The organism is Natrarchaeobaculum aegyptiacum (assembly GCF_002156705.1).
Lineage (GTDB): Archaea > Halobacteriota > Halobacteria > Halobacteriales > Natrialbaceae > Natrarchaeobaculum > Natrarchaeobaculum aegyptiacum.
Genome location: NZ_CP019893.1, coordinates 133,741 through 151,146, shown reverse-complemented (window position 1 = coordinate 151,146; position 17,406 = coordinate 133,741). Strand labels below are relative to the sequence as shown.

Annotated in this window: 13 protein-coding genes and 2 tRNA genes; 6 read left to right on the top strand and 9 right to left on the bottom strand. The window is 64.4% G+C overall.

Translation table 11 applies throughout. The features are described from left to right. Positions 1-13: 13 nt before the first annotated feature. Both B1756_RS20125 and B1756_RS00700 read right to left on the bottom strand, forming a co-directional pair. Positions 14-160, bottom strand: coding sequence for an HVO_2523 family zinc finger protein (locus B1756_RS20125; protein ID WP_323368199.1), 147 nt, complete (start codon positions 158-160; stop codon positions 14-16). A 101-nt stretch (positions 161-261) separates the two neighbouring features. Beyond that, entirely contained in the window at positions 262-3,420 is a 3,159-nt protein-coding gene (locus tag B1756_RS00700) for an adenosylcobalamin-dependent ribonucleoside-diphosphate reductase (protein WP_086886798.1), read from the bottom strand. A gap of 467 nt (positions 3,421-3,887) precedes the next feature. Here B1756_RS00700 and B1756_RS00695 point away from each other — a divergent pair, with 467 nt between their 5' ends. Then, positions 3,888-4,067: a hypothetical protein gene (locus B1756_RS00695; RefSeq protein WP_086886797.1), complete on the top strand. Its 180-nt coding sequence runs from the start codon at positions 3,888-3,890 to the stop codon at positions 4,065-4,067. A gap of 18 nt (positions 4,068-4,085) precedes the next feature. On the opposite strand, the gene trpG is transcribed toward B1756_RS00695, so the two are convergent. Genes trpG through trpD form a run of 4 tightly spaced genes read right to left on the bottom strand, consistent with a single transcriptional unit; the run spans position 4,086 to position 8,171 of the window. Beyond that, a complete protein-coding gene (gene trpG / locus B1756_RS00690; RefSeq protein WP_086886796.1) occupies positions 4,086-4,721 on the bottom strand; it encodes an anthranilate synthase component II in 636 nt (211 codons plus the stop codon). After that, complete coding sequence (trpE, locus tag B1756_RS00685) at positions 4,718-6,430, bottom strand: anthranilate synthase component I (protein ID WP_086889978.1); 1,713 nt, start codon at positions 6,428-6,430, stop codon at positions 4,718-4,720. The genes trpG and trpE overlap by 4 nt, the downstream gene beginning before the upstream one ends. A gap of 8 nt (positions 6,431-6,438) precedes the next feature. Next, complete coding sequence (locus B1756_RS00680; protein ID WP_086886795.1) at positions 6,439-7,152, bottom strand: phosphoribosylanthranilate isomerase; 714 nt, start codon at positions 7,150-7,152, stop codon at positions 6,439-6,441. Beyond that, positions 7,149-8,171: an anthranilate phosphoribosyltransferase gene (trpD, locus tag B1756_RS00675; protein ID WP_086886794.1), complete on the bottom strand. Its 1,023-nt coding sequence runs from the start codon at positions 8,169-8,171 to the stop codon at positions 7,149-7,151. Before trpD ends, B1756_RS00680 begins: the two co-directional genes overlap by 4 nt. 178 nt (positions 8,172-8,349) lie before the next feature. Between trpD and B1756_RS00670 the strand changes: the two genes are divergently transcribed. Next, positions 8,350-8,424, top strand: a tRNA-Val gene (locus B1756_RS00670). Positions 8,425-8,748: 324 nt separating this feature from the next. Then, complete coding sequence (locus B1756_RS00665; RefSeq protein WP_086886793.1) at positions 8,749-9,018, top strand: DUF5827 family protein; 270 nt, start codon at positions 8,749-8,751, stop codon at positions 9,016-9,018. A 74-nt stretch (positions 9,019-9,092) separates the two neighbouring features. Here B1756_RS00665 and B1756_RS00660 read toward each other — a convergent pair whose 3' ends face one another. Further along, entirely contained in the window at positions 9,093-9,671 is a 579-nt protein-coding gene (locus tag B1756_RS00660; protein WP_086886792.1) for an MBL fold metallo-hydrolase, read from the bottom strand. 120 nt (positions 9,672-9,791) lie between these two features. On the opposite strand from B1756_RS00660, the gene B1756_RS00655 reads away from it, so the two are divergent. The 3 genes from B1756_RS00655 to gltB all read left to right on the top strand — a co-directional run bounded on the left by B1756_RS00655 (position 9,792) and on the right by gltB (position 16,386). Then, on the top strand, positions 9,792-11,069 hold the full coding sequence (locus B1756_RS00655) for a helix-turn-helix transcriptional regulator (RefSeq protein ID WP_086886791.1): 1,278 nt from the start codon (positions 9,792-9,794) through the stop codon (positions 11,067-11,069). An 81-nt stretch (positions 11,070-11,150) separates the two neighbouring features. After that, a tRNA-Glu gene (locus tag B1756_RS00650) sits at positions 11,151-11,225 on the top strand. A gap of 607 nt (positions 11,226-11,832) precedes the next feature. Further along, complete coding sequence (gene gltB / locus B1756_RS00645; RefSeq protein ID WP_086886790.1) at positions 11,833-16,386, top strand: glutamate synthase large subunit; 4,554 nt, start codon at positions 11,833-11,835, stop codon at positions 16,384-16,386. 9 nt (positions 16,387-16,395) lie between these two features. Here the strand turns inward: gltB and B1756_RS00640 are convergent, their stop codons facing one another. Together B1756_RS00640 and B1756_RS00635 are read right to left on the bottom strand one after the other, a co-directional pair. After that, positions 16,396-16,698: a hypothetical protein gene (locus B1756_RS00640; protein ID WP_086886789.1), complete on the bottom strand. Its 303-nt coding sequence runs from the start codon at positions 16,696-16,698 to the stop codon at positions 16,396-16,398. Between the two features lie 113 nt (positions 16,699-16,811). Continuing rightward, positions 16,812-17,405, bottom strand: coding sequence for a peroxidase-related enzyme (locus B1756_RS00635; protein ID WP_086886788.1), 594 nt, complete (start codon positions 17,403-17,405; stop codon positions 16,812-16,814). Position 17,406 lies beyond the last annotated feature (1 nt).

Sequence of the window (17,406 nt, the reverse complement as noted above, 5' to 3'; positions counted from 1 at the left end):
ATCCAGCGGTGTGTCACAGGAATGGATCGCTGCAGTCGACGACAACACCGTGTTGTGGGCAGACGTACTTGCAGTGGCGTTTGTACATCGAGGCCTCACAGAACGGGCATGGAGGTCCAGAACCAGCCGCTACGACACGTGCGTCGTCGTCACCGCTCATGTCTGTAGCTGGGTTCGGAGACTGGTAATGCTTTCTGTCGATGCGGTCTACCCGCGAGAAGAAAATCGAGTGGTCAGCGATGGTGAGTCAGGTGCAGTCGATCAGCACTCGCTCCAGCCACAGGATTCGCACGTCTTGCAGCCTTCGGAGAAGTACAGCGAGAGTGCGCCACAGGAGGGACACTCCGGCGACTCACCGGCGTCGATGAGATCCTGAGTGGCGTCGGTGCTATCCATCGTCGCTGCCCCGCCGTCGGTCTCGTGGTCGACGTGCTCGGCGTGGTCTGGTTCGGCACCCGCGTCGGCAGACTCTTCCAGAGTCTGCTGGGTCGGGTACGGCTTGTCGATCTCGTCCTCGAGATAGCGGCGCATCGCGGTACCGATGGCGTCAGGGATCGACTGGATCTGTTCGCCCTTGTCCCAGGCGACTTTCGGGCTGCGCGTGCCACAGAGTTCGTCGACGATCTCCTCGGGGTCGACGCCCGAGCGCAGCGAGGTAGAGATGACCTTCGCGAGCGCCTCGGTGAAGGAGTTGGTAAAGCCACCGGAGTGGCCGATGTTGGCGAACAGCTCGAACGGCTGGCCGGTCTCTGGGTCCTCGTTGATCGTCACGTAGACCTTGCCGTAGCCGGTGTCGATGCGCTGGCTGACACCCTGCAGGGCGTCGGGCCGCTCGCGCTTCTCGGTGAAGTCGACCTGGACGGGTTTGCTCTCGTCGGCGACGAACGCGTCGACGTCGGCCTCGAGCACCTCGCGAACGTCCTCGTTCTCGAGGAACTGCTCGAGGCCGCCGAAGATCTCGTCGATCTGTTCGACCAGCGCCTCGGCGGCTTCGGTCTCGTCGGCGAAGTCGGCGTTGTCCGCTCGGGTGGTCAGCACCTGCTTGCTACGGGTCCCGTCGCGGTAGTAGGTGACGCCCTTGCCGCCGTTCTCGTAGACCCACTCGAAGACCTCCTTGGCGTCCTCGAGCGTGGAGTCGTTGGGTGCGTTGACGGTCTTCGAGATAGCCGAGTCGACGCCTTCCTGACAGGCACACTGGACCGCAGCGTGGTCTTTCGCCGAGAGGTCGGCGGTGATGACGAACAGTTCGCCGATCGAGTCTGGCACCGTCGAGAGGCCCTCGACACCTGCGAACTGGTTGGTGGCCATCTGCTCCTGGGCTTCCTCCTTGACGGCGTCGACGTCGATGTCGTTGGCCTCTAAGACGCGCAGGAAGTAGTCGTCGAACTCCACCAGCATCTCGTCGCCCTGGACGTCGTCGGTGACGTTCTTGTAGTAGGCGACGTTGTAGATGGGCTCACAGCCGCCGGTCGTGTTGCCGACCATCGACGTGGTTCCGGTGGGTGCGATGGTCGTCACGTTGTGGTTGCGGATGGGGAAGCCATCGTCCCAGTCGTCGGCGTCCTCGCCGGTCTGGTGTTCGAACCACTCGCGGTACTCCGTCGGAGCGGCGTACTTCGAATCGTCCCAGTCGGCGAAGGAGCCACGCTCGAGTGCGAGTTCGTGGCTGGTCGCTTTGGCCTCGTGATTGATGTGGGTCATCAGCTGGCGGGCGACTTCGTTGCCCTCCTCGGAGCCGTAGCGGATGCCGAGCTGGATGTACAGCTGTGCCAGCCCCATGATCCCGAGGCCGATCTTGCGCATGTCCCGGACTTTCCGTTCGATCTCTTCGACCGGGAAGTCAGACATGGTGACGACGTTCTCGAGGAAGCGGGTGCCGTACTCGATGCGCTCGTCGAACTCCTCGAAGTCGATGGCTTCCTCGAGGAAGGCCGCGACGGCCTCCTCGTGGGAGTCGTACTCCTCGGCGTGCTCCTCGGACCAGACGCGCCAGTCGGGGGCGTCGAAGTCCGCGAGCGTCGAGAGGTTGATGTGCCCGAGATTACAGGCCTCGAACTCCTCGAGCGGCTGTTCCCCGCAGGGATTTGTCGCTAGAATTGTATGTTCGGGATGCTTATCGGTATCGAAGGAGTGTTCCTTGTTCACCCGTTCGAGGTAGATGACGCCGGGCTCGCCGTTCTCGTGGGCGCCCTCGACGATGCGCTCCCAGATGAGTTCGGCAGGGATCGAGAGCGGCTCGCCGACCTCAACGTGCTCGCCGAGGTCGTAGCGCTCGTACATCTCCTTCGTTTCCTCGGTGGCGATGTGGGGTTCTTCCGTCCGCGGGTTCGTGAACGTGTACTCCTCGTTGTTGAGGACGGCCTCCATGAACTCGTCGGTGACGCCGACGGAGATGTTGAAGTTCGAGAGGTGGCCCTCGACGGCGTTGCGCAGGTGCTTGGGGACGCGCCCTTCCTCGTCGATGAGTTCGCGGGCTTCCTCGAGCGCTTCGGCGAAGGTCGTGTAGGTGTAGTCGTCGGGGTCGTTGAGTCGGAGCGTGTGGGCGAGCGAGACGTCCTTGTTCTTCGCGTGGATGAACTCGATGACGTCGGGGTGGGAGACGCGCATGATGCCCATCTGGGCGCCGCGTCGGGTGCCACCCTGGGCGATGGTCTCACAGAGCTGGTCGTAGGTGCGCATGAAGGTGATCGGCCCGGAGGCGATGCCGCCGGTCGACCCGACCGAGTCCCCGAAGGGGCGCAGCTGCCAGAAGCCGTAGCCGACCCCACCGCCGCTCTGGAACACCTCGGCGGCCTTCTTGGCCGTCTCGTGGATGTCCGAGAGGTCGTCGTCGGGGCTCATGACGAAACAGGCCGAGAGCTGCTGGAGTTCGTCGCCAGCGTTCATCAGGGTCGGCGAGTTCGGCATAAAGGAGAGGCTCTCCATCCCCTCGATGAACGTGTCGGCGACGTCCTCGACGTGTTCGCGGACCTCTGCCGGGAGTTCGGGGACGACCGTCTCGTAGGCGAACTTGTTGACGTTCTCCTCGGTCAGGGGAACCTCGGCGTCGACGGCTTCGCCGTCTGCTCGAGGCATCTCCGATTCCTCGCTGTCGTCGGTCGTGACGCCCTCTCCGAAAACCTCCTCGGCGAGTTCGTCACGCCGGGGGTGGTCTGGCTTGAGCTGGTCGGGCGTGACCGTGACCTCGAGGTCGCGTTTTTCGGCCTCGTAGACGGCTTCTGCGAGGGCGATGTTTCGCCCGACGCGCTCGAAGAGGTCCTCTTGCTCTTCGATGAGCTCGCCGTCGGCGTCCTTGCGGAGGTAGCGAGCCGGGAGGATGTTGTGGTAGGCGTTGGCCGTCATGCGCTCTTCTAGGGTCTCCCCTTCGGTGCGCTTGATCGGCAGTGTAAGATCGGCCGCAGAGAGGTCCTGCTGGCTCATGCGCGGGTCACCTCGCCGGTAGCTCCCCGCCGGGTTGCGATTCTCGTCTGGTTCCGAATCCTGACTCTCATCATTCGTGACGAAGGTTCGGTAATCATCGGTCCCTCATAAAACGTGGTGTTGTCGTCCTACTTTTCTTGTAGTAGTGAAAACTCATTTGTATAGAAGTCTCTGTACTGTTTCGGTTCCGGTGTCGGTTCGAGGGGCCAGCCAGACGGCCCCGTACCGCGTCGTGTGGACCTACGGCGCGGATGGTCTTAATGATTTTCAGACCACAGTGAAAGTGAACTGTCCGGTGATCAGGCCGGTTCGCGGTGAGAGAACGGTGCGCCGCCGTGAGCAGGCTACTCGGCCCAACGTTGTCGTCTCAACTCCGTCAGGCCACCCGTCGTTCGCAACTGCTGTCACGAAACGAATCTATCACGATATCCAGAAAGATTACGTCGATTCGGTACGGGTGCTCAGGTATGGTCGACCCAGTCTCCTCGGGAACGATTTTGCTCGCCCTGGCGGTCCTGGCCGCCATCGCAGTAGCGATCGTCGCGATCAAAATCGCTATCAAGATCGCGATTCGCGTCGGGATCGTCGCTGCGATTATCCTCGTCGCACTGGCCGTGACGGGTATCGTCGACGTTCCGTTCTTCTAGCCCCGGATGAACGCGAAGCTATCGTACTGACTCGAGGAAGTTCTCGATCACGTCGTGTCCCACGCCCGTAAGGACGCTCTCCGGATGGAACTGGACGGCCTCGATCGGGTGCTCGCAGTGACGAACGCCCATCACGAGGGTCTCGCCGTCGTGTTCCGTCGTCGCCGTCACGTCGAAACACGCCGGCACCTCGAGCGCCACGAGCGAGTGATACCGCCCGGCACGAAATCCTTGCTCGAGGCCGGCGAAGACGCCCTCGCCGTCGTGGTCGACGGCCGAGGCCTTGCCGTGGATCGGCTCTGGTGCCCGACCGACGGTGCCGCCGTACTCGTAGACGGCGGCCTCGAGCCCGAGACAGACGCCGAGCGTCGGTATTTCGGGACTGAATTCCCGGAGGACGTCCATGGTGATGCCGACGTCGCGGTCGTTCTCTGGATGTCCCGGTCCGGGACTGATGACGATCGCATCGGGGGCGACTGCACGCACGTCCTCGAGGGTCGCGGTGTTTTTCAGGACGGTCGTCTCGGTGCCCTCGAGCTGGCTGACGTACTCGACGAGGTTGTAGGTGAACGAGTCGAAGTTGTCGACGAAGAGCACGGATAGGGTCTCACCATCGTCGGCTGCGCTGGCCTCGTCAGTCACCGTTGCGCTCATCGGCTCACCTCTGGGGGCTCGAGTTCGTCGGGGTCGCCACTGACGTCTTCACCGGCAGACGGGAGTTCGATCGCCTCGAGTGCGGCCAGTACGCCGCCCATCTTCTTCTCTGTCTCCTCGTACTCGGCGGCCGGGTCGCTGTCGGCGACGAGGCCGGCACCGGCCTGCACGCGGATTCTGTCTGCTGGCTCGTCAGCGCCCTTCTCGACGGTCGCCGTCCGGATCACGATCGCGAAGTCCGCATCGCCCGTCCACGAGTAATAGCCCACGCCGCCGCCGTAGAGCCCTCGCGGCTCGGTCTCGAGGTCGTCGATGATCTCCATGGCCCGGATCTTCGGGGCACCCGACAGCGTGCCGGCGGGGAACGCCGCTCGAGTGGCGTCGAAGGCGTCGGCGTCGGCCGCGAGCGTCCCCGTGACGGTGGACTCGATGTGCTGGACGTGGCTGTACTTGAGGACGTTCATGAACTCGGCGACGTCGACCGAGCCGGGTTCGGCGACCCGGCGGACGTCGTTTCGCGCGAGGTCGACCAGCATCGTGTGTTCGGCGCGCTCTTTGCCGTCGGCGAGCATCTCGCCGGCGAGTCGCCGATCTTCGACCGGGCTCTCGCCGCGGTCGCACGTCCCCGCGATCGGGTTCGACGTGATCTCGCGGCCGCGCACGGAGAGGAGGGTCTCGGGACTGGCCCCGACGACCGTGAGGTCGTCGTGCTCGAGGAGGTACATGTACGGCGATGGGTTCACGTCGCGCATCGCTTCGTAGAAGCCGAGGGTGTCGACCTCCCCGCGGAGTTCGCGTGTCCGGGAGATGACGCCCTGATAGATATCCCCGTCGAGGACGTGCTCTTTCGCCCGTCGAACGCTTTCCTCGTAGGTCTCTCTCGACCCGGCCGACTCGCCGTGACAGACGAAGCCACCCGTTTCGGGGCACTCGGCGTCCCGGAGCGTCTCCGCGACCGATTCGGCCTCGCCGACCAGATCGTCGTAGACGGCTCCGGGATCGTCGCCTGCGTCGAGAATCGGCGTGAAGACCAGCGACATCGTCCCGTCGAGTTCGTCGAACGCGAGCGTCTTCGTCGTCAGGACGAACTGGGCGTCCGGGAACCGCGACTCGGGGCGGTCGAGGCCGACCTCCTCGAGCCAGAGGTCGTAGACCGCGTCGTAGGCGAGGAAGCCGACCAGCCCGCCTTCTAAGTGCTGGCGGTCGTGGTCGGGGAAGTTCGCGAGGCGAGCGTCGGGCATCGCCGCCCGGAGGACGTCCACGACGTCCCGGTCGGAACGGTCGTCTTCATCGCCGACGCTGGCCTCGAGTGACTCGAAGCGGCCGTCGGTGCCGAGAGATTCGACCTCGGTGCCGTCCGGGTCGATGGTCACGACCGCGTCCGGGTCGTACCCGACGTACGAGAACCGCGCGTGGCGATCTGCGTCGGACGACCGTGGCCGGAACGCACCGTCGGGGTCGCTCGAGGCGGTCTTCTCGGCGCTCTCGAGCAGAAACGCGTACGGCGATCGGTCGCGGTCGGTGTTCGGTGACCGGCCGGTGAGCGCGGCGTAGGCCGAAAGCGGCGTCGTCTCGACCTCGAGCGTCGCGACCGTGCGAACGACGACCGGCCGGTCGTCGTCGCTGGCTGCGTGCTCGCAGAAGCGATCTCGGTCGGTCTCGAGCGTCACCAGTTCGGCCGGTTCGTCGGTGGGATCTGCGTCGGTCATGGTCGTGGTCACGGCTGTGGCTCCAGGTCGGGTGCCGCTCGTCGCTGCTCGTCGTCTCGATTCGCCGCGTCGCCGGCCGCCGTCGCTCGCTCGACGAACGCAGTCACTGCATCGGGGTCCTTGACCCCGCCCGAGCGCTCGACACCGCTCGCAACGTCGACGGCGAACGGATCGACGGTCTCGATCGCATCGGCGACGTTCTCGGGCGTCAGCCCACCGGCGAGGACCACCGGCGACTCGAGGCCCTGGCCTGCCTCGCGAGTGTTCTCCCAGTCGTGTGTCTCGCCCGTGCCGCCTGCACCTTCCTCGTCCGTAGTGTCGACGACGAAGCCGTCGACGACCTCGTCGTACCGGTCGGCGGCCGCGAGGTCGTCGGCGTCGACCGCGAGCAACAGGGAGACGTCGACGCTGGCCCGGATCGTCTCCAGGGCGTCCAGATCGACGCTGCCGTGGAGCTGGAGTGCGTCCGGCCCGACGGCCTCGACGAGATCGATCGTCTCGTGGACGTCCGTCGGCATCGTCACGAGGACCGACGTCACGAACGGCGGCGTCCCGGCGACCAGTTCCTTCGCGCGGTCGCGGTCGACCTCCCGGGGCGTCTCGACTGGAACGTCACAGATCGTCCCCACGGCGTCGGCACCCGCATCGACGGCCGCCCCGAGGTCGTCCTCGTTGGTGAGTCCGCAGACCTTGACGCGCGTTCGACCTCGGCTCCGGTTCATCGTGCCTCCGCTTCAGGCCCGGCCGGAGTCGCACACAGCCGCTCGAGTTTCGCCGCCGCGTCGCCGTCGTCGATCGCCGTGGCGGCGATCTCGGCACCCTCCGCGAGCGAGTCGGCCTCGCCGGCGACGTAGACCGCTGCCCCCGCGTTCGCGAGGATGACGTCACGCTTGCCGCCGGTGACGTCGCCTTCGACGATGCCGCGCATGTCGGCGGCATTTTCCTCGGGCGTGCCGCCGGCGATCGACGAGATGTCTCGCTCCTCGAGGCCGAGGTCGCCGGGGGTGACCGTGTCGGTTTCGACGTCGCTGCCGTCGACTTCGGCGACCTCCGTTTCCCCGTGGATGGCGATCTCGTCGGTCCCGGCACCGTGGACGACCAGCGCGCGGTCGACGTCCATTCGCGCAAGTGCGCTCGCGAGGACTGGGACGAGGTCTGGGTCGTAGACGCCGATCACCTGCGCGTCGGCACCGGCGGGGTTCGTCAGCGGCCCGAGAATGTTGAAGATCGTCCGCATTCCGAGTTCCTTGCGCGGCCCGATGACGGCTTTCATCGCCGGATGGAACACCGGCGCGAGCATGAAGCCGATGCCGTCGCGTTCGATCGCCGCCTCGACGGCCGGCGGTTCGGCCTCGATGTCGACGCCGACCTGCTCGAGGACGTCGGCACTGCCCGAGGAAGAAGAGACGGAATAGTTGCCGTGTTTTGCGATCGGAACGCCTGCGCCCGCGGCGACGATCGAACTCGTCGTCGAGACGTTGATCGTGTCGTAGTCGTCCCCACCGGTGCCGACGATGTCGACCAGCGGCTCCCGATCCGGGGTGATCGTTCGTGCGACGCCGCGCATTCCCTCGGCGAACCCGGCGATCTCCGCTTTCGTCTCGCCTTTCGCCCGGAGCGCAGCGAGCAGCGCCCCGATCTGTGCCTCCGTCGCCTCCTCGAAGACGGCCGCCGAGACCGCTCGAGCGTCTTCCTGGGTCAGGTCCTCTCCGTCCGTAACGCGTTCGACGTACTCCTGCATAGTGAACACCAATGTACGTAGTTGTCTTGTATTGCCCAAATGAGTACATCGGCTTAAGCGTGTCGGAGGCCGTGGTGTCGTGTCGCGTACGGCGACCGATTCGAAACCTTCAATTACGGTGGCCGGCTACGAACGAGTGCAGAGGACGTGGCGACGAAGGCCACGGGAAGTACCAGACGGGTTGGTGGTCTAGTCTGGTTATGACACCTCCTTGACATGGAGGAGGCCGGCAGTTCAAATCTGCCCCAACCCATTTCTGACGAACACAACGACGAACGGAGTGAGGAGACCGTTCGTCAGAAATTGTTGTCGGGAGATTTGAATCAGGGAGCAGCTTCGCTGCGACCGTGGTTCAAATCTGCCCCACCCCTTTTTCCGATATCAGACCGACGAGAAACGTACACCCCTCGAGATCAGTTGGTGACCGACGAGGATCAGGGGGTGACAACTAACCACCACGGGGCTGTCCACACGCACAACTGTGTGTCCAGTCTGCCTCGAACAGAGCATGTCGCTCGAGTCGGGAACGAGTGCGGAACGAACCGTTTAGAACGTAGCGCGCGCTAGCACCAGATAGATGCCAGTTCCGAAATCCGAGTTCGATCGGCTCCCACCGTGTGACTTCTACACACCAGCGGAGTTGCTCGAGGCCGACCAGATGTACACCGTCTACGAGATCGCGCGGCTCTTGCAGGGGCTGGAGCCGGAGGCCGAACTCGAGGCCGAGACAGAGGACATCCTGCTCGACTGGGCGATTCCGTGGATCATGACGAACGCGGACGATCTCGTGGTCGCGGAGCCGCGCAGCGACGAAGAGCCGGGGTACTACGGGTTGAAAGAAGAGTAGTCGATCCGGGTTGGATCGAGCACAGAAGCGAGGGAAACAGGCTGTTCGCCGATCGGACCAGCCCGATCGAGCGTTCAGGCCTGCCGAGCCATCCGACTCGCGAGTTCCACGTGGTCGTAGGGTTGATTCACGACGCTCGGGCCGTGTCCCGTGTGCAGTTCCGCGAGATCCGGTGAGATCCACTCGAGCACCCGGTCGATGCTCTCGACCAGCGTCTGGCGGTCGCCCTCGGGGAGATCCGTTCGACCGAAACTCCCGTTCTGGAAGACGAGGTCACCGGCGAAGAGGATCTCCGGTTGCTCTGCATAAAAGCAGAGGTGGTCGTTTTTGTGGCCCGGCGTGTGGAGAGCGACGTACTCGTCGTCGCCGAGCTGGATCCGATCCTCGTCTTCGATGCCGTGATCGACGCCGTCGAGCGAGTCGTCGAAGCCCCAGACGTCGACGTCGAACGCCTCGACGACGGACTCGAGGTTTCCCACGTGGTCCCGGTGGGTGTGGGTGAGGACGACGGCGTCGAGGTTACCGACGCGCTCACGGATCGGGCTGACGACGTCGAAGTTCGCACCCGGGTCGACGAGGACAGTTCGCTCGCCATCGACGAGGAAGACGTTACTGGTGAACGCGCGGACGCCCTGCGCGAGATTATCGACCATGGCGAGGCGTTCGCTATCGAGGGGTTTGTGCGTATCGACACGACCTGACGCGGTCGGATCGTCACCTGCCACTACCGTATTCACAAGGATTTTTAGCTCCGGCACGTACTACTCGGACGAATGACCCGGCCGCTTTCTGTCGTCTTCGTCGTCCTCCTGCTCAGTGTCGGGCTCGTCGGGTCGGGGATGGCAGGCACGGTCGGTGCAGACGAGGGGGTCTCTCCTGCGGCATCGTCGACCCCAGTTCAGGCCTCGCCGTCGTGGTCGACGCCGAACGAGATCGACGCCGGTGACTTCGATACGACCTCGTTCGAGATTACCGTCCACGAGAACGGCAGTGCCACGTGGACGTTCCGATACGAACAACGACTCGAGCCGGACGAGAACGGGGACGAGCGCGACCACTTCGAGTCGTTCGCAGAGACGTTCGAGGAGGAAGAAACCGGGATGTACGTCCAGTTTACCGAGCAGGCACACGCGATGGTCGACCGAACCGACGGCGTCTCCGAAGAGCGGGAGATGGAGGCGACCAACTTCAACCGGTCTGCCTCGGTCGAACGACAGTTCAACCCCATGGGCGTCGTCGAAATGTCGTTTACGTGGCACGGGTTCGCCGAAATCGACGACGAGAACGATCGGATCGTCGTCAGCGACGTCTTCGAGAACATCTACCTCACCGACCGACAGTCGATCGTCATCACGGCCGGCGACGGACTCGCGTTCCAGCACGCCGAACCCGATCCATCGTACGTCGGCCAGTCTCTCGAGGACGCCGACTCGGTCCAGTGGAGTGGCGAGCAGGAGTTCCTCGACGGCCACCCGTACGTCGTCCTCGAGCGATCGGAACCCGACTCGTCGATCGGCGTTCCGTCCGTCTCCGCAAATGGAACGCTCGAGGACGGCGTCGTATCCTGGCCGGTCGTCGCCGCCATCGTCCTCGCGGTCGGACTGGTGCTCGGAGCCGTCTGGTATCGATATCGAGACGTAATCGTGGAGGATCAACGGGATCCGGAGGTGGGCCCCGGCCCTGATCGAAACACGAGTTCGACCGCCGACCTCGGTTCAGAGTCCAGCAGGTCGTCGAACCACGACGCCGACGGCAGGGGCGATACCGATCCGGTCCCCGAGAGAGCCAGCGGGTCCCCGGGCGGGCCACTCCCCGACGACGAACTCCTGTCGGACGAAGACCGCGTCGTCTCGCTGATCAAGGACAACGGCGGACGGATGAAACAGGTCAACATCGTCGAGGAAACTGGCTGGTCGAAATCGAAGGTGAGCATGCTCCTCTCGGACATGGAAGACGACGGCACCATCAGCAAACTTCGGGTCGGCCGGGAGAACATCATCAGCCTCGAGGGGTTCGAACCCGAGGCAACCAGGTCCCCGTTCGAGGAGTAAACCCGTGCTACGACACCGCAATCGCAACTCGAAACGGAATCCTTAAACATCGACCCGCGTAACGAACGAATGCAGACGACTGCTCCGATGGTGTAGTCCGGCCAATCATATTGCCCTCTCACGGCAATGACCAGGGTTCGAATCCCTGTCGGAGCACTTCTTCGCATACAAGTTCGCGAGCGAAGTCTACGGTCGCGATAGCTGATTATTCGGTCGACGCAGTCCCGTCGATTCCCTCCTCGAGGGAGCATCGATCGCGAAACGGAATGCGTGTGAGCCACACACTAACCTAATCGTTTAACCCAAGGTTGCTTATCGGGTACCGCGTAATAATATCCCGTGGTGTTCACTCTGCCGGGGTGGACACTACGTGCCTCTGACATTTGCTTTCGTCTCAGGTGCTCGAGCGCCAGCGACGGGTTCGGTGAGTCGAGTTATCGAGTGGTGACGGCCAGACTGGTGGCACCGAGAGTGCTACCCGGACGACCGATCGAACTGTCCGTGCCTGCTGGCAGACTGTCCACTCGGGTTGAACGAGTCGGGCTGGCCGAATTGTGTCTTCGAAATGACATTCGATCTCCAAAATTTGCCGGTGGACGATCGTCCATCCAGTATTTAGTATTTGGAAACATCATGGACATTTGCAACGCAAATCCGGGCCAAACTCGGCGAACTTTTACGCCTTATATCTAATTATATGTGTACATAATACACTTAGTCATTATGGGTCAGCCTCATATACCAGTTCCCACAAGAAGTGTGTATGCCACAGCCACACGGAGCCTCATCCACCGGTCGGTCGCAGGGTCTCGCCGACCCGGCGGACGAACGGTCGAACTGCGGTGTCGGCGTCGTCATGGACCTCGACGGAGCAGGAGGCCACGACGTCGTCGCCGACGGTCTGGAACTACTCGAGAACCTGGAGCATCGGGGAACGACCGGTGCGGAGAAAGACACCGGCGACGGCGCCGGCATCTTGCTGCAGCTCCCTCACTCGTTTATCGGGGACGTCTTCGACGCCGAACTCCCCGAGACCTACGCAGTTGGTTCGATCTTCTTCCCGCAGGACGACGCTGCACGCGAGGCGCTCGTCGCACTCGCCGAGGAGACCCTCGCACGCTACGATCTGACTGCCCTCGAGTGGCGCGACGTTCCGACGAACAACGATTCGCTCGGCCAGACTGCGGTGGACGCAGAACCCGACGTCTGGCAGGTCCTCGTCACACCCGAGGACGACGTCTCCGATGACGCGTTCGATCGACGTCTCTACGTCGCCCGACGCGCCCTCGAGAACTCGGTCGAAGAGGCCGCCATCGAAAACAGCGAGCGCTTCTACGTCTGTTCGCTCGACTCGAAGACGATCGTCTACAAGGGCCTGCTCAAGGGCGAACAGGTACCCTCATACTACCCCGACCTCACCGACGAGCGCGTCGAATCCACCTTCGCGATGGTCCACGAGCGCTTCTCGACGAACACCCTCGGTGCCTGGCACCTCGCCCACCCGTACCGGAACATCATCCACAACGGCGAGTTCAACACCATTCAGGGCAACATCAACTGGATGCGCGCCCGCGAGACGGACATCGAGAGCGAGGTCCTGGAAGATCTCGAGGCCGTCAAACCGATCATCGACGATCCCGACCAGTCCGACACCGCGAGTGTCGACAACGCTCTCGAACTTCTCATGCAGGGCGGACGCGACCTCGAGCACGCCCTCCGGATGCTCGTCCCCGAGGCCTGGCGTGGCGACGAGGAGATGGACCCAGATCGCAAGGACTGGTACGACTTCCACGCCTCGCTGGTCGAACCGTGGGACGGCCCTGCCCTCGTCGCGGCGACCGACGGCGAGCGCGTCGGGGCGGTCCTCGACCGTAACGGCCTCCGGCCCTGCCGGTACGACGTGACGACCGACAACCGACTGATCGTCGCCAGCGAGGCCGGCGCGCTCGAGCTGGCACCCGAGGAGATCGACGAACGCGGTCGTCTCCAGCCCGGTCAGCTGTTCCTCGCCGATCCCGAAGAAGGGCGCGTCGTCCCCGACGAGGAGGTCTTCGAGGACCTCACCGACGACCGTTACGGCGAGTGGGTCGAGCAGGAACAGGTTCATCTCGACGACGTCCGGACGACTGCCGACAGTTCGCCACAGCACGCCGTCGACGACCTGCGAGACCACCAGGCAGCGTTCGGCTACACTCACGACGAACTCGAGAACATGATCGAGCCGATGGTCACGAAGGGCAAGGACCCGGTCGGCTCGATGGGCGACGACACGCCACTGTCGGTCCTGACGGAGTACAACCGTCCGCTGTTTTCGTACTTCAAACAGCTGTTCGCGCAGGTGACGAACCCGCCACTCGACTACATCCGCGAGGAACTGGTCACCAGCCTCGAGAGCCGGCTGGGTTTCCAGCGCAACCTGCTCGACGAGTCACCGGCACATGCCCGCCAGCTCGTCCTCGACTCGCCGGTGCTCACCGACGCCGAACTCGAGTCGATCCGCGACTGTACCGCAAACGGGATCACGGCTGCGACGATCGACGTCACCTACGAGCCGACGAGCGACGAGCCCGGGCCGGATCTCGAAGAGGCCATCGAGCGCGTTCGCGAGGACGTCGTCGAGGCCATCGAGGCGGGCGGTCACGACGTGATCGTCCTCTCCGACCGGAACACTGGCCCGGAGCGCGTGGCGATTCCGAGCCTGCTCGCGACCGGTGCCGTTCACCATCACCTCGTCCGAAACGGCCTTCGGAACCACGTCGGCCTCGTCGTCGAATCCGCCGACCCGCGGACGGTCCACCACATTGCGACCCTCGTCGGCTACGGTGCGGGCGCGGTCAACCCGTACCTCGCCTACCAGACCATCGAGGACCTCACTGCCGGCCCGGACGGCGCCGACACGCAGGTCGCCGTCGACGCCTACGTCGGCGCACTCGAGGACGGCCTGCTGAAGATCATGGCCAAGATGGGCATCTCGACGGTCGAGAGCTACCAGGGGGCCCAGATCTTCGAGGCCGTCGGCCTCGATTCGAACCTCGTCGCCGAGTACTTCGAGGGCACCGAGAACCGGACCGAAGGCATCGGCCTCGCCGAGATCGAAGCCGACGTCCGCGAGCGCCACGAGACCGCATTCGCCGAGGACGAATCGGCCCTCGAGCGCACCGGCGAGTTCAACCACCGCAAAGAGGGAATCTCCCACCACTGGAACCCCGAGACCGTCGGCGCGCTCCAGCAGGCGGTTCGATCGGGCGACTACGACCGCTACCAGGAGTTCGCCGAACTCATCAACGACCAGCAGGAGTCCCTCCAGACGCTTCGCGGACTGCTCGAGTTCGATTCTGACCGGGAGTCGATCCCGCTCGAGGAGGTCGAACCGGTCGAGGACCTCGTCGAACGGTTCTCGACGGCTGCAATGAGTCTCGGAAGCCTCTCGCCGGAGGCCCACGAGACGAACTCGATCGCGATGAACCGCATCGGCGGCAAGTCCAACTCCGGCGAGGGTGGTGAACCGCCGGAACGCTTCGGTACCGAGCGCGAATGTAACGTCAAGCAGGTCGCCTCGGGCCGATTCGGCGTCACCTCGACGTACCTCTCGAGTGCCGACGAACTGCAGATCAAGATGGCACAGGGCAGCAAGCCCGGTGAGGGGGGCCACCTCCCCGGCTCGAAGGTCAACGAGATGATCGCCCACGTGCGCAAGTCCACGCCCGGCGTGGGGCTCATCTCGCCGCCGCCGCTGCACGACATCTACTCGATCGAGGACCTCAAACAGCTGATCTTCGACCTGAAGGCGGCAAACGAGGACGCCGACATCAACGTCAAACTCGTCTCCGAGGCCGGCATCGGCACGATCGCCGCCGGCGTCGCGAAGGCCAACGCCGACGTGGTCCACATCTCGGGTCACTCCGGCGGCACCGGCGCCTCGCCCCGCACCTCGATCAAACACGCCGGTCTCCCGTGGGAACTCGGTCTCGCCGAGGCCAACCAGATGCTCTGTCAGACCGGTCTGCGCGACCGCATCCGCGTCTCGACCGACGGCGGGCTGAAGACCGGCCGCGACGTGGCCGTCGCCGCCCTCCTCGGTGCCGAGGAGTACATCTTCGGCACCGCGAGCCTCGTCGCCGAGGGCTGCGTGATGGCCCGGCAGTGTCACAAGAACACCTGCCCGGTCGGCGTCGCCACCCAGCGTGAGGACCTCCGCAAGCGCTTCCCCGGCGAACCCGACCACGTCATCAACTACATGACGTTCATCGCCCAGGAACTGCGCGAGATCATGGCCGAACTCGGTTTCGCGACCGTCGACGAGATGATCGGCCAGGTCGACGTCCTGGCACAGCGCGACGACGTCGACCACCCCAAGGCCCGGCAGGTCGACCTCGCCGCAGTGCTCGCCGACCCCGGCAGCGAGGTTCGGCGCAAGATCCGCGAACAGGACCACGAACTCGAGGCCCAGCTCGACCGCGACCTGATCGAGGCCGCTGCGGACGCCATCGAGGACCACCAGCCCGTGACGCTGGCGGCAGACGTGACGAACGTCGACCGAACCGTCGGCGCGATGCTCTCGAATCGCATCACCAGCCGCTACGGCGAACCCGGCCTCCCCGAGGACACCATCACGGTCGACCTCGAGGGCACCGCCGGCCAGAGCTTCGGTGCGTTCCTCGCCAGCGGCGTCTCGATGCACCTAGAGGGCAGCGCGAACGACTACGTCGGCAAGGGCCTTTCGGGTGGCAAGGTCACCGTTCGGACGCCCGAGACGGCCGCCTACGACCCGACCGAGAACGTCGCCATCGGCAACGTCGCCCTCTACGGGGCGACCGGCGGCGAACTCTACGTCAACGGCGTCGCCGGCGAGCGCTTCGCCGTCCGCAACTCCGGCGCCAAGGCCGTCGTCGAGGGCGTCGGCGACCACGGCTGTGAGTACATGACCGGCGGCGTCGTCGCCGTACTCGGCGAGACGGGCACGAACTTCGCCGCGGGCATGTCCGGCGGCGTCGCCTACGTCTACGATCCCGACGAGACGTTCGCCCGCCGTGCGAACTCCGAGATGGTCTCCATCGAGGACGAACTCGAAGAAAAAGACGAGGAGATGCTGCGTCGCCTCGTCGAGAACCACGTCGCCTACACCGGCTCCGAGCGTGGCCAGCGGCTCCTCGACGAGTGGGAGCGCGCCCTCGAGTGCTTCGTGAAGGTGATGCCCGAGGCCTACTACACGGCGATCACCGAGGAGGGAAGCGACGACGTGCGCAACGAACTGCCGGCAGCACCCGGAACCGAGGCAGACGTCGAGTCAGCGAGTTTCGCCGCGAGCGACGACTGACCGCCGTCGTCAGTCCTCCCCGCTCGACGCCGTGTCGCCGTTCGAATCCGATTGCTCTTGGGTGTGTGCCACACCGTAGGCAACCAGCGCACCGTTGAGCGGGGTCAGGGCGACGACGAGTAACCGCCCTGCTCGCGGGTCGTCGCCGCCGGTTGCCGCGACGACCGCGAGCACACCGACGCCGACGACCAGTCCGAGAACCAGCAGCCGATCGAGGCGTGGGTTGCTCCCTGAAGACTGTCTCTCGGATCCGTTCGTCTTCCCGCTCACCACGTTTCCGGAATCCTCCCTCTCTGGATCGTCGTCTGCCACCGAATCCAGATCGAACGTGACCAGCGCGTTGGTACGCTGTCGACCATCTCGCTGTGAGCGTTCGACGACGACGGAGATGAAGGTTCGGATACAGAACTGCCACCGTCCGTGGACTACCTGCCAAGCGTGTGAAACTCCTCGTTAGGCCGCATATCCGCGAACGAGGCCAGTCGATTACTCATGTTATAGTACGCCGTCACGACAGCGATGTCCCAGATCGCTTCCTCGCTGAAGCCGGCCTCGCGCAGCCGTTCGAGGTCGCCCTCCTCGACGGCGGCCGGCTCTTCGGTCAGTTTCACCGCCAGATCGAGCATCGCGCGGTGGGCCGCCCCGACGTCGGCGATCCGGTGGCTGGCGAGTAACTGGTCTGCGAGGTGTGGGTCGTCGGCGTAGATGCGAACGAGCGCGCCGTGGGCGACCGAACAGTAGTAACAGTCGTTGACGCCGGAGACCGCAACGACGATCATCTCGATTTCCTCACGCTCAAGGGCGCTCTCGTCGACGATGGCGTCGTGGAAGTCGAAAAACGGGCGGAAGTGAGCGGGCTTGTACGCCAGTGCGGCGAACACGTTCGGCGTGAAGCCACTGCGCTCGGTCTCTGTTGCGATTCGATCCTGCAGGTCCTCGGGGAGGTCCTCGAACGACGGAACGGGAAGCCGCATCATCGCGTCGTCTGCGAGCGTCGGCGTCGAATCGGTATCGGACATA